The organism is Cedecea sp. Ae19-4 (assembly GCF_059801165.1).
The window spans coordinates 1,049,938-1,062,547 of the sequence record NZ_JBCHWG010000001.1 but is presented as its reverse complement, the minus strand read 5'-3'; the positions used below and the strand labels follow the sequence as shown (position 1 = coordinate 1,062,547).

The following is a 12,610-nucleotide window of genomic DNA, read 5'->3' as shown; positions in this document are numbered from 1 at the left end:
GATGCGTTTTGCCAGGTGGTTTTGGTTCTCAAAAGGATAGGAAAAAACGAAGAGTGGGCGCACGAGGAAAAAACAAAGCCGGATATTGTCCGGCTTCTTAATCTTACATTTTATACCCGAGCGTAATTTGCGTACGTCTGTCGGTATGGTTTGGTGCAGTAGACGGCGGATCGGAGTTCCAGGTCACGTTATAGCCTACTTTCAGGCCAAAGTGCTCACTGATAGCCACATCCAGCGCCGTTTCGGAGTTCACCGTGGTGTCGTCACTGCCCAGCACGGACACGCCCTGAATAAACTTAGCGTTGTCGGTCAGCTGCCAGTTATAAGTCGCAGACGCATAGCCCAGCGCCTGAGTCTCGTTTTTACCATCGGTAAATTCGTCATAACGCACACCTGGACCGAATTCCACACGCAGACTGTGAACTGGACCGTTCAGCAACTGGCGACCATAACCCGCAGTGAAGACATCGCGCGCATGGTAGCCGTTGTATCGGTCAGTCAACCAGCTGGCCTGACCAAACAGATAGTCATAGTCAGTCATGTTGTAACGACCACGCCCACCCGCTGAGTATTTCTCGGAAGAGCGCACATCGTTGGAAGAGGTGTTGCTGGCGGTACCCCAAATTGACCAGGCGGTAGCCGTATTGTACCAGGTCATATTGGTGTTTGCAGTCAAGTTGGAACTTTTGGTATTGCCTGCCTGCGCAAGATAGCCTGCATTCAGATTACCTTCGAAGGGTTTCTTCGCGGTAGTCGGGTCATCCATGACAGTAAATACTGAGTCATCTGCCACTGCGAAATGGCTAAAGAACGCTCCACCGGTGAGTAAAAGCGCAACCGGCACTGTCTTTAAAAGCTTCATTTATTAATCCGTACAACACAAAAAAGAAACCATTAAGGTTCCGGAATCTTTCCTCGGGATCAAATCGAAGCCGCCCCGGAAAGGTTACAAATTATAAAAACTCCGCAATAACATAGCAATGGATTCTTGTTTCATTTTTTGTATAAGAGAGCTCTTAAAATATCTTTATTTTCATAAGGATACGAAGGTTATGGTTTTTGGATAATCATTCGATAAATCATGATTTTAATTAACATTTCACTTCCCGCTTCGGTGCTACGCTTTAGGACAATGGCTAAAAAAGGAGGAGACATGACCGCTATTTTTACACTCACCCTCGCCCCTTCCCTCGACAGCGCCACCGTCACGGCGCAAATCTATCCTGAAGGGAAACTTCGCTGCACCTCGCCCATCTTTGAACCCGGCGGCGGCGGTATAAACGTTGCCCGTGCCATTGTCCATTTGGGGGGACACGCCACGGCGATATTTCCGGTTGGCGGCGCGACTGGCCAGCACCTTCGCGATCTGCTGCTTGAAGAGCATGTCACCGTGGACACCGTGGAAGCGAAAGACTGGACTCGCCAGAACCTGCACGTACATACCGAATCTACCGGCGAACAATATCGATTCGTTATGCCTGGAGCCGCCCTGACGGAGGATGAATTCCTGCACCTGGAACAAAAAGCCCTTGCCCTTCATTCCGGCGATATTCTGGCGATCAGCGGGAGCCTGCCGCCGGGCGTTGATCTCAAAAAGCTCTGCCGCCTGGTAAAAATGGCTCAGGAGAAAGGCATACGCTGCATCGTGGACAGCTCAGGAGAGGCACTGAAAGCCACACTCGCGTTAGGCAACATCGAACTGGTGAAGCCAAACCAAAAAGAGCTGAGCGCCTTAGTTCAGCGCGAACTTACGCAGCCGGACGATGTGCGAGCCGCCGCGCAGCACCTTGTCGACAGCGGCCAGGCAAAACGCGTCGTGGTTTCTCTGGGAGCCCAGGGAGCCCTGGCGGTTGATACACAAGAGTGTGTGCACGTTGTGCCACCGCCGGTCAAAAGCCAAAGCACCGTCGGCGCCGGAGACAGCATGGTTGGCGCCATGACGCTCAAGCTTGCGGAAAACGCGCCTCTGCTGGATATCGTTCGCTATGGCGTGGCTGCCGGCAGTGCCGCTACGCTGAACAAAGGCACCCGCCTCTGCTCGCTGGAAAATACGCAGAAGATCTACGCCTGGCTACGAGGCTAACGTTTCGTTGCAGAATAAACGGGCTGCCGCCGGGCGAGAATATCGCCATTCCGGCAGCATGAACTATGCTAAAACCTTCAGGATAACAACGGGGTGACTATGAGCGAAGTTGAACGCTATCTGATAACGGTGCAATTTGAAGAGCAAAGCCTGGCCGACATCAACGAGCTGAACAACCAGCTCACGCGCGGCGGTTTTACCCTCACGCTCACCGATGATCAAGGCAAAATTCACGAACTTGGCCCGGGCAGCTTCGGGCTAATCAGTCCGCTTGATGAACAAGAAGTTGCAGCGTTGGCCAGAGGGCTGGGAAGCGTAGCGCTTGGCACGGAGCCTGACGTCGTCGTTACCCGCTGGGAAGCCTGGCAGAAACAAAAGTAAGTACTGGCCGGGGTTGTGCGTCAGCGCGTGTTTTTGCCCGGCAAACGGCGATAAGCTATTGATTGCAGTGTCTACCAGCCAACCTGGGGAGAAAAGTCATGTGGCAAGCCATCCGTCATTTGTTAAGCGAGCAGTTAGGCGAAGCAGAGATTGAACAGCGCACTGAGCTACCCGGCGGCGAAATTCACGCGGCATGGCATATTCGTTATGCGGGCCACGAGATTTTCGTCAAGTGTGACGAACGCGAAATGCTGCCCATCTTCACGGCAGAAGCCGATCAGCTAGAGCTCCTGTCGCGCAGTAAAACCGTCAGAGTACCCAAGGTCTGGGCGCTCGGCAGCGACAGAGATTACAGCTTCTTGCTGCTGGAGTATCTGCCTTCTAAACCCCTCGATGCCCATAACGCGTTTCTCCTCGGTCAGCAGTTGGCCCGGCTTCATCAATGGAGCGATCAGCCGCAGTTCGGTCTGGACTTCGACAACGATCTCTCCACCACCCCGCAGCCCAACGCCTGGCAGCGACGCTGGTCGACCTTCTTTGCCGAGCAGCGCATTGGCTGGCAGTTGGAAATGGCGGCGGAAAAAGGCATCGACTATGGCGATATTGATTTGATCGTTGATTTTGTCCAGCAGGCGCTGGCCTCGCATCAGCCTCAGCCTTCCCTGTTGCACGGCGATCTCTGGTCGGGCAACTGCGCCCTCGGGCCTGACGGGCCCTTTATTTACGACCCCGCCTGCTATTGGGGTGACCGGGAATGCGACCTGGCCATGCTGCCGCTGCACAACGACCAGCCGCCGCAAATTTACGACGGCTATCAGTCCGTCTCTCCTCTTCCGGCGGGCTTCCTCGACCGCCAACCCATTTACCAACTTTATACCCTGCTTAACCGGGCGATTCTGTTCGGCGGGCAGCACCTGGTGACGGCGCAAAAAGCGCTGGAGAAAGTATTAGCGGCGTAAAAAGCAGGCCGCGCCTGAACGGCGTGGCCCGTTATTTTATAAAAAGCCGAGCAGCTTGAAGAAGAAATAGCCCACCACGATGACAATCACCGGCAGGACATAAAGCGGAAAAATCTGCAGTAAGATCGTGTGATGTGGCACAACCACTTTTGCATCGAGCTGCGCTTTGCTGAGTCCCTCCGGCCCTTTGGCCTGTTCAAGAATCAGCTGATCCTGCACGCCCTCGCGCAGGAATTTTGCCTGACGGCTCATGCGGGCCCCGGAGTCCTGCAGCGCCAGACCGATAAAAATCAGCGCAAATATTAGCCAGAAGAAGACGTTCACCTGGCCGTTAAAATCCGGCAGCGGCGAGTTGTACCAGAAGAGATTCAGGAACGGCGTATTGAACCGCATCATCTCAATCATCACGTGGGCGAAATCCATCATTACGGCGTCAATGCCCGGCTGTTTTTCGCTGTGCTGATACATAAATTTCAGGATGGAAATTACCGTCGACAGAAGCGCCGGGATAAAAATAATCCAGCCCGCCACGCGCTTTAAAATCGCAATGCGTCCAGCTTGTTGATACGTCATGTACTCCCCTTTATTAGGACGTAACGTTATACGCTCAAAGTCTACCCTGTGTGGCGCTATTTCGCCTGAGCTTTGCGGGCTAAATTCGCAAAAGCGGTAGCTTCGAGCTTTGTTTCCGGCTAAAGATACACAAACATTTTATTTTGACGAACAGAAAGGAGTCATTTTATGGCCGAAACGCGCCAAATCCTCGCAGCAATTTTTGATATGGATGGGCTACTGATAGATTCCGAACCGCTTTGGGATCGTGCGGAGCTGGACGTGCTGGAGAGCATCGGCGTCGATATTACGCGTCGTCACGAACTGCCCGACACGCTGGGATTACGCATCGACCTGGTGGTTGAACTTTGGTATTCACGCCAGCCGTGGACCGGACCATCCCGTGAGGAAGTGACCGCGCGCGTTATCGAACGTGCTATTGCGTTGGTTGAGGAACAGCGCCCGCTGCTGCCTGGCGTTATTGAAGCGGTGAAGCTTTGCAAAACGCTGGGCCTGAAGGTTGGTCTGGCCTCTGCGTCTCCGCTGCACATGCTGGAAAAGGTGCTTGAAATGTTCGACCTGCGCCAGGACTTCGACGCTATTGCCTCCGCTGAACATCTGCCTTACAGCAAGCCGCATCCACAAGTGTATCTCGATGCGGCCGCGAAGCTGGGGATCGATCCGCTCTCCTGCGTGACGCTCGAAGACTCCGTCAACGGTATGATCGCTACTAAAGCGGCGAGGATGCGCTCCATTGTGGTGCCTGCCGAGGAGAACTTTGCGGACCCACGCTGGTGCCTGGCGGACGTCAAACTTCCTTCTCTGGTTCAGCTAACGGAAACAAGCTTGAAAGGCTAAACCTGTCGGGCGGCTCAGGCCGCCCATCTTCCTGACAAAATGTTACACCGTCACCTCTTCCGAATACTGTACAAAAACCCTATACTGGATGAATCGACAGTTTCTTCATTCAGGTTGTATCATGACGGCGGAAGGCCACCTGCTCTTTTCTATTGCCTGCGCAGTTTTTGCCAAAAACGCCGAACTGACGCCCGTCCTCGCCCAGGGTGACTGGTGGCATATTGTGCCGTCCGCGATTCTGACCTGCCTGTTGCCGGATATTGACCACCCAAAATCCTTTCTGGGCCAGCGGCTAAGCTGGATCTCAAAACCGGTGGCGCGAATGTGCGGCCACCGGGGGTTTACCCATAGCCTGTTTGTGGTGTTCGCCGGGCTGGCACTGTTTTACCTCAAGGTACCGGAAAGCTGGGTCATTCCGGCCGATGCGCTGCAGGGTATGGTGCTGGGTTACCTCAGCCATATCCTTGCCGACATGCTAACGCCTGCCGGGGTGCCGCTATTGTGGCCGTGCCGCTGGCGTTTCCGTTTCCCCATCGTTCGCCCACAAAAAGGCAATCAGCTTGAGCGCGCCCTGTGCATGGCGCTGTTTGGTTTTGCGGTTTGGATGCCCCAGGGCCTGCCCGAAAACGGTGCAGTACGCTGGTCTTCGCAGATGATAAATTCGCTGCAAACCACCTTTAATAGCTTTATAACTCACCAGTCTGAGCGTTAAACAGCCAATATCATTCATTTGGTAATAATCAATTCCTTTTGAATATAAGCCAACGCCCTGCCATCTGTTACGCTTTGCAACATAACGGTCGCCCCTGCGCGGCCGCGTGACAATAAATCAGGAGATACGGGGATGAATTTTCCACTGGTAGCGAACATTGTGGTGTTCGTTGTATTGCTATTGCTGCTGGCGCAAACTCGCCACAAGCAATGGAGCCTTGCCAAAAAAGTGCTGGCAGGTCTGGTACTGGGCGTGATCTTTGGCCTGGCGTTGCACACCATTTATGGTTCCGACAGCGCGGTGCTGAAAGATTCCATTCAGTGGTTTAATGTTGTCGGTAACGGCTATGTGCAGCTGCTGCAGATGATTGTTATGCCGCTGGTCTTCGCCTCAATTCTGAGTGCCGTCGCCAAACTGCATAATGCATCTTCGCTGGGGAAAATCAGCGTTCTGTCTATCGGTACACTGCTGTTTACCACGCTGATTGCCGCGCTGGTCGGGGTGCTGGTCACCAATCTGTTTGGCCTGACCGCTGAAGGCCTGGTGCAGGGCAATGCAGAAAACGCTCGTCTGGCGGCGATTCAATCCAACTACATTGGTAAAGTGGCTGACCTGACCGTCCCGCAGCTGATTCTCTCCTTCGTGCCGAAAAACCCGTTTGCTGACCTGACCGGTGCCAGCCCGACGTCTATCATCAGCGTGGTGATTTTTGCCGCCTTCCTGGGCGTCGCAGCGCTGAAGCTGCTGAAAGATGATGCCCCTAAAGGTGAGCGCGTACTGGTGGCTATCGACACCCTGCAAAGCTGGGTCATGAAGCTGGTTCGCCTGGTCATGCAGCTGACGCCATACGGCGTGCTGGCGCTGATGACCAAAGTAGTGGCGGGCTCAAACCTGCAGGACATCATCAAGCTGGGCAGCTTCGTGGTGGCGTCTTACCTTGGCCTGGCAATTATGTTTGGCGTTCACGCCGTTCTGCTGGCTTTCAACGGCGTTAGCCCGGTGAAATACTTTCGCAAAGTCTGGCCGGTGCTGACCTTCGCGTTCACCAGCCGCTCCAGCGCAGCGAGTATTCCACTGAACGTGGAAGCGCAAACCCGCCGTCTTGGCGTGCCAGAATCTATCGCCAGCTTCTCTGCCTCCTTCGGTGCAACCATCGGCCAGAACGGCTGTGCAGGTCTCTACCCGGCAATGCTTGCCGTGATGGTGGCTCCGACCGTAGGGATTAACCCGCTGGATCCTGTCTGGATTGCGACGCTGGTAGGGATTGTGACCGTTAGCTCCGCAGGCGTAGCCGGCGTGGGCGGTGGTGCAACCTTCGCTGCGCTGATTGTGCTGCCCGCGATGGGGCTGCCGGTCACGCTGGTCGCGCTGCTGATTTCCGTTGAACCGCTGATTGATATGGGCCGTACCGCCCTGAACGTTAGCGGGTCGATGACCGCCGGGACCATTACCAGCCAGTTGATGAAGCAGACCGACAAAGAGATTCTGAACAGCGACGATGAAGTGGAATTAGCCCACCGTTAATCTGAACTGAAAAACAAAAAGGCCGCTATCACTAGCGGCCTTTTTTTATACTTCGTTTTCCTGCCGAACCTGTTTCGCCCAGCGCTGTGCCGACTCGGGCAAAGTAAACGGCGGCGACTGGCGGAAGGCATCACCCAGTAAAACAAACGCTACATACTGCCCGCGCAGCAGATAGACATCTTTGAACCCGTCTACTCGCCACGCATGAGAAGGCGGAGCTGGCTCCACGCGGGGCGTGTAGGTAATGATTGGGCGTGTATTCGGTTGGCGCAGTGGTTTCATAGGCAACGGGATTGGAACTGAATTAGTGAACAACCTCACCATGATAGCGGATCTCACCCTTCCTCGTCGCCCCCTCTTCTCTGTCTCCGCCCGTAAGGCAAAAAAAAGCCCGGCGCAGAGACTGCAGCCGGGTCCTTTACGGCGTGCTAGCTTAGGCTTTAGGTGCCTGCGGATCGGTGTCGTATTCAGCGCAGGTCTGGTAGCCCGAATTCATCACGCGACCGGTGTCATCCAGCGCGACAAAGTAGGTTTCAGCTTTACCGTTACGCTGGCCCAGAATATAGGTCTGGCAGGTCCCTTTGGCGTGGATCATGGTGATTTCGGAAGACGGTTTACCCGCAATCTGCTGAACCTGGGCACGAGTCATGCCTTTTTTCACATCTTTCACCACCGGCTCAGTCACCAGATCTTTGGTGCGATCGTAAGCGGTACACCCTGCCAGCATAGTCATTACCGCTGCCGCGCCTAAAAATCCTGCAAATTTATTATTCATAATTATCCTCATCAATGAATGTATTGATCCTGCGTGTTAGATAAGCCTGGAATATAAAAGAACATTTTTCAACTCGTTACCCTTAATGCGTGAAAATTCGGACAATAAGAGTATTCATAAGGATCCTGTCTGGTTTGCAGAAAAACTCGCCGTCTGCAGGCCGGGTAAGCCTTTGAGCCTTGTCGTTTTCAGCGCAACAGGGTAAGTTTTAGGACAGTTAAATTTTGCGGCCTGCGCGTTGCGGGTACAGCTTATTGGAGGGGTTAAATGGCTCTGCAACAAGAGATTATTCAGGCACTGGGCGTCAAGCCACAGATCGACGCCAGCGAAGAGATCCGCGTCAGCGTTGATTTTCTGAAAACGTACCTTAAAACCTACCCGTTTATTAAATCTCTGGTGCTGGGGATAAGCGGCGGCCAGGACTCCACTCTGGCGGGCAAACTCTGCCAGCTAGCTATCAGCGAACTGCGTGAAGAAAGCGGCGACGACAGCTATCAGTTTATCGCCGTGCGCTTGCCGTTTGGCGTACAGGCCGACGAGCAGGATTGCCAGGATGCCATTGCGTTTATCCAGCCGGATCGCGTGTTAACGGTGAACATCAAGGGCGCCGTGCTTGCCAGCGAGCAGGCTCTGCGCGAAGCGGGAATCGAGCTGAGCGATTTTGTTCGTGGCAATGAAAAAGCCCGCGAGCGCATGAAAGCGCAGTACAGCATCGCCGGGATGACCAAAGGCGTCGTCGTGGGGACTGACCATGCCGCGGAAGCCGTAACCGGATTCTTCACCAAGTATGGCGACGGCGGCACCGACATTAATCCTCTTTTCCGCCTCAACAAACGCCAGGGCAAACTGCTGCTGAAAACGCTCGGCTGCCCGGAACATTTGTACCTGAAGGCCCCGACAGCCGATCTCGAAGACGATCGCCCTTCTCTGCCGGATGAAGCGGCCCTCGGCGTAACCTACGTGCAAATTGACGATTATCTGGAAGGCAAAACCGTACCGGCTGAAACCGCAAAAATCATCGAAGGCTGGTATCTGAAAACGGAACACAAACGCCGTCCGCCGATTACCGTGTTTGATGATTTCTGGAAAAAATAGTCAGAAACAACTTTGCATTAGCATTTTTCAGGGCGGCGTAGTGCCGCCTTTTTTACAGGATGGACATGGACACCTCTTCGCAACGCGCCACGCTTATCGGCCTTATCGCAATCCTGCTCTGGAGTACCTCCGTTGGCCTGTTGCGCAGCATCAGCGAGCACTTTGGCGCAGTCGGCGGCGCGGCCCTGCTCTACACCGTCAGCGCGCTGTGTCTTTGCCTCGCCCGAGGTTTGCCCAAAATACGCGAACTCCCACCCCGTTATCTCTGGGTTGGCGGGCTGCTCTTTGTGGGCTATGAAATAAGCCTGGCGCTTTCAATTGGCCTGGCGCACACCCGCGCTCAGTCCCTGGAACTGGGGATGATCAATTATCTCTGGCCCTGCCTGACCGTCTTTTTCGCCCTGTTTATTAACGGCCAGCGCAGCAATTTATGGCTGTGGCCTGGGCTCGCGCTTTCCCTGGCGGGGATTGTGCAGGTAATGAAAGGAGACGGCGACTGGTCGCCTCTCGTGATGTGGCACAACATTCTCGATAACCCACTGGCCTACGGCCTGGCTTTTGCCGCCGCCATCATCTGGGCGCTCTACTGCAACCTGACTCGCCGCTGGAGCGAAGTTAAAAGCGGCGTCAGCCTGTTTTTCTGCGCCACCGCGCTGGTGCTGTGGATTAAGTTCGCCTTTGTGGCACATCCAACAATGCATTTCACGCTATCCGGTACGGCGCAGCTGTTATTTATGGGGATTTCTACCGCCGTCGCCTATTCAGCCTGGAATGTTGGTATCCAGCGGGGAAACATGACGCTGCTTGCCACGGCTTCCTACTTCACGCCGGTATTATCAGCCCTGCTCGCCACGCTGTGGCTGGGTCTGCATCCCGGCTTTGCTTTCTGGCAAGGCGTACTGATGGTTGTAGGCGGCTCTCTGCTTTGCTGGCTTGCCACGCGACACTATGGTTAAGGGCGATTCCCTCTTCACCTTCACGACTGCTATACTGGTGAAATAAACAGTACCCAGGAGTCCGATGTGGTCAGGCGTGCAAATTCGTCGCGGTTAGAGTTTGAAGCCGCGGCGGTCTATGAATATCCGGAGCATCTCAGGTCATGGCTTGATGACCTGCCCAAAAAACCCGGCGTCTATGTTTTTCACGGTGAAAGCGACGTTATGCCGTTGTATATCGGCAAAAGTGTCAATATACGCACGCGCGTGATGTCCCATTTTCGTACGCCTGATGAAGCCGCACTCTTGAGGCAGTCTCGCCGTATTACCTTTATCCGCACTGCCGGCGAACTCGGAGCGCTGCTGCTCGAAGCGCAAATGATCAAAGAGCAACAGCCTTTGTTCAACAAACGCCTGCGTCGTAACCGCCAGCTTTGTTCCCTGTCTCTTCAGGGGGACACACCGCAGGTTGTATATGCCAAAGATGTCGATTTCTCCCGCCAGCCGGGCCTGTATGGGTTGTACGCTAACCGCCGGGCCGCGCTGCAAACGCTGCAAGGGCTGGCCGATGAGCATCGCCTCTGTTACGGCCTGCTGGGCCTGGAATCACTGAGTAAGGGCCGGGCCTGTTTTCGCTCAGCGCTCAAACGCTGCGCCGGAGCCTGTTGCGGGAAAGAGACTCAGGCCGGGCATCATGCCCGCCTGGTTCAGGCTCTCGAACAGGTTCGCCTGATTTGCTGGCCATGGAAAAACGCCGTCGCCATCGTGGAACGCAGCCCGGAGATGACCGAGTATCACCTGATCGATCACTGGTTTTATCTTGGGTCCGTGCAACAGTTAACTGACGCGACAACCCGCAGCCAGCCGCCGGAGGGCTTTGATAACGACGGCTACAAGATCCTTTGCAAGCTGATGCTGAGCGGGGAATATGAGGTGATAGAACTGGAGTAGACTCCCCCCAAGAGAGGAGTCTAAAAGTGCTAAGCCGCCGACGAAGGCAGAAGTTTGGTGATAGCTTCCGGCCAGCCGTCGCTGCAGCCCCAGAGACGCATTTGCTCGATATCCGGTGCCAGCAGGCGGTCCTTTTCCAGAAATGCCACGCGTTCGCGAATATCCCCGAAGACGTTTTCAAGCAGGGGTGAGCTGCGCAACGGCCGGTGAAACTCGATGCCCTGAGCGGCCGCCATAGCCTCAATCCCAACCACTGCCGCAGTGTTAAAGCACATAGATCCCAGACGGCGAGCCGCATAGGTCGCCATCGAAACATGGTCTTCCTGATTCGCAGACGTTGGCAGACTGTCGACGCTACCCGGATGAGCGAGCGATTTATTCTCCGAGGCCAGTGCAGCAGCGGTGACCTGCGCAATCATAAAGCCGGAGTTAATCCCGCCCTCTTTCACGAGGAACGGCGGCAGGCCGGACAGCCCGGTATCCAGCAGCAGCGCCAGGCGACGTTCCGAAATTGCGCCAATTTCCGCCACCGCTAACGCGATAATATCGGCGGCAAAGGCAACGGGCTCTGCGTGGAAGTTGCCGCCGGAAATCACTTCTCCGGTGTCGCTGAACACCAGCGGGTTGTCCGAGGCGGCGTTGGCCTCAATCTGCAGAACACTCGCCGCATGGCGCAGGTTATCCAGACACGCGCCCATAACCTGCGGCACGCAGCGAATGGAATAAGGATCCTGCACGCGGCCACAGTGGACGTGAGAATCAACGATTTTACTGTCGGCAAGCAGTGCAGTGACCGCCTCAGCCACATCAATTTGTCCCGCCTGGCCGCGGGCCTGGTGGATACGCGCGTCGAATGGTTTCACGGAGCCTTTGATAGCCTCCAGCGACAAGGCCCCCGCCACCAGCCCGGCAGCAAACACCTTCTCGCCCTCAAACAACCCTCGCAGCGCAAGCGCCGTCGAAACCTGGGTCCCGTTCAGCAGCGCCAGGCCCTCTTTTGGCCCCAGTACCAGCGGCTTTACGCCTGCCAGCTTCAAACCTTCACCGGCAGGGATCTGTTCGCCGTTCACCCTGACATTCCCTTCCCCGAGCAACATCAGCGACAGATGCGCCAGCGGGGCCAGGTCACCGGATGCCCCCACCGAGCCTTTCTCCGGGATCACCGGCATTACGCCCGAGTTAAACAGCGCAATGAGACTATCAATCACCAGCAGACGAACGCCGGAGTGCCCGCGTGACAGGCTGATAATTTTACTGGCCATCACCAGTCGGACAACATCATCCGGCAGCGCTTCGCCAAGCCCCACGCTGTGAGAAAGCACCAGATTACGCTGAAGTTCAGCCAGATGATCGGTGGCGATGGTGGTTTGTGCCAGCTTGCCAAAACCGGTGTTAATACCGTAAACCACGTCGCCGTGGGCAACAATCGCTTCTACCGTGCCGAGCGCACGCTCAACGGCGGCAACCGCCCCGGGGTCAAGCCTGAGCAGCACGTTTCCATGGTAGATCTCGCGCAGAGTGGCCAGTGAAACGGAACCTGGAGTGAGACTGCATAGCTTCTTTTGCGTTGACATGTCAGCATCCTGTTTGCATCGGGTTTTTGTCTATATTTGTATATACAACTTAACTAATAAACCAAATAATCCGCCAGCGGGTCATAGGACTTTTTTATCGATCGGTGAGCCGGATCGCGCTTGTGAAATTTTTCCAGCACGGGATGCTGCCGGGCGTTTACAGGCAGGGGAAATGAAGAACAAAACCGCAGTTGCACAGCAGTTTCTGAGG

At 55.1% G+C, this 12,610-nt stretch carries 14 protein-coding genes; 9 read left to right on the top strand and 5 right to left on the bottom strand.

Features of this window, described 5'->3' with window-relative positions:
- Window positions 1-103: 103 nt before the first annotated feature.
- Window positions 104-862, bottom strand: a complete 759-nt coding sequence (locus AAIE02_RS05105) for a DUF481 domain-containing protein (protein ID WP_008456590.1) — start codon at window positions 860-862, stop codon at window positions 104-106.
- Between the two features lie 291 nt (window positions 863-1,153).
- On the opposite strand from AAIE02_RS05105, the gene pfkB reads away from it, so the two are divergent.
- The 3 genes from pfkB to AAIE02_RS05090 all read left to right on the top strand — a co-directional run bounded on the left by pfkB (window position 1,154) and on the right by AAIE02_RS05090 (window position 3,423).
- Window positions 1,154-2,083, top strand: coding sequence for a 6-phosphofructokinase II (pfkB, locus tag AAIE02_RS05100; RefSeq protein WP_336982563.1), 930 nt, complete (start codon window positions 1,154-1,156; stop codon window positions 2,081-2,083).
- 99 nt (window positions 2,084-2,182) lie between these two features.
- A complete protein-coding gene (gene ghoS, locus AAIE02_RS05095; RefSeq protein WP_008456593.1) occupies window positions 2,183-2,464 on the top strand; it encodes a type V toxin-antitoxin system endoribonuclease antitoxin GhoS in 282 nt (93 codons plus the stop codon).
- Between the two features lie 98 nt (window positions 2,465-2,562).
- Complete coding sequence (locus AAIE02_RS05090) at window positions 2,563-3,423, top strand: fructosamine kinase family protein (protein WP_166874875.1); 861 nt, start codon at window positions 2,563-2,565, stop codon at window positions 3,421-3,423.
- A gap of 36 nt (window positions 3,424-3,459) precedes the next feature.
- Here AAIE02_RS05090 and AAIE02_RS05085 read toward each other — a convergent pair whose 3' ends face one another.
- Window positions 3,460-3,996 (bottom strand): YniB family protein, encoded by a 537-nt coding sequence (locus tag AAIE02_RS05085; protein WP_166874878.1) that lies wholly within the window; start codon window positions 3,994-3,996, stop codon window positions 3,460-3,462.
- 168 nt (window positions 3,997-4,164) lie between these two features.
- On the opposite strand from AAIE02_RS05085, the gene hxpB reads away from it, so the two are divergent.
- The 3 genes from hxpB to AAIE02_RS05070 all read left to right on the top strand — a co-directional run bounded on the left by hxpB (window position 4,165) and on the right by AAIE02_RS05070 (window position 7,069).
- The gene (gene hxpB, locus AAIE02_RS05080; protein ID WP_008456600.1) at window positions 4,165-4,833 is read left to right on the top strand and encodes a hexitol phosphatase HxpB; all 669 of its coding nucleotides are present in this window, start codon (window positions 4,165-4,167) and stop codon (window positions 4,831-4,833) included.
- Window positions 4,834-4,954: 121 nt separating this feature from the next.
- Window positions 4,955-5,545 (top strand): metal-dependent hydrolase, encoded by a 591-nt coding sequence (locus AAIE02_RS05075; RefSeq protein ID WP_008456602.1) that lies wholly within the window; start codon window positions 4,955-4,957, stop codon window positions 5,543-5,545.
- Between the two features lie 132 nt (window positions 5,546-5,677).
- A complete protein-coding gene (locus AAIE02_RS05070; RefSeq protein ID WP_336982557.1) occupies window positions 5,678-7,069 on the top strand; it encodes an L-cystine transporter in 1,392 nt (463 codons plus the stop codon).
- 45 nt (window positions 7,070-7,114) lie between these two features.
- On the opposite strand, the gene cedA is transcribed toward AAIE02_RS05070, so the two are convergent.
- Together cedA and osmE are read right to left on the bottom strand one after the other, a co-directional pair.
- Entirely contained in the window at window positions 7,115-7,351 is a 237-nt protein-coding gene (gene cedA / locus AAIE02_RS05065; protein ID WP_008456606.1) for a cell division activator CedA, read from the bottom strand.
- 151 nt (window positions 7,352-7,502) lie between these two features.
- Window positions 7,503-7,844, bottom strand: a complete 342-nt coding sequence (gene osmE, locus AAIE02_RS05060) for an osmotically-inducible lipoprotein OsmE (protein ID WP_008456607.1) — start codon at window positions 7,842-7,844, stop codon at window positions 7,503-7,505.
- A gap of 267 nt (window positions 7,845-8,111) precedes the next feature.
- On the opposite strand from osmE, the gene nadE reads away from it, so the two are divergent.
- From nadE to cho, 3 genes are all read left to right on the top strand, one after another.
- On the top strand, window positions 8,112-8,939 hold the full coding sequence (gene nadE / locus AAIE02_RS05055; RefSeq protein WP_008456608.1) for an NAD(+) synthase: 828 nt from the start codon (window positions 8,112-8,114) through the stop codon (window positions 8,937-8,939).
- A gap of 65 nt (window positions 8,940-9,004) precedes the next feature.
- Window positions 9,005-9,895 carry an aromatic amino acid DMT transporter YddG gene (gene yddG, locus AAIE02_RS05050; protein ID WP_498532098.1) on the top strand — a complete coding sequence of 297 codons (891 nt, stop codon included), beginning with the start codon at window positions 9,005-9,007 and terminating at the stop codon, window positions 9,893-9,895.
- Between the two features lie 66 nt (window positions 9,896-9,961).
- On the top strand, window positions 9,962-10,825 hold the full coding sequence (gene cho / locus AAIE02_RS05045; protein WP_498532097.1) for an excinuclease Cho: 864 nt from the start codon (window positions 9,962-9,964) through the stop codon (window positions 10,823-10,825).
- Window positions 10,826-10,854: 29 nt separating this feature from the next.
- On the opposite strand, the gene hutH is transcribed toward cho, so the two are convergent.
- Window positions 10,855-12,399 carry a histidine ammonia-lyase gene (gene hutH, locus AAIE02_RS05040; protein ID WP_498532096.1) on the bottom strand — a complete coding sequence of 515 codons (1,545 nt, stop codon included), beginning with the start codon at window positions 12,397-12,399 and terminating at the stop codon, window positions 10,855-10,857.
- Window positions 12,400-12,610 lie beyond the last annotated feature (211 nt).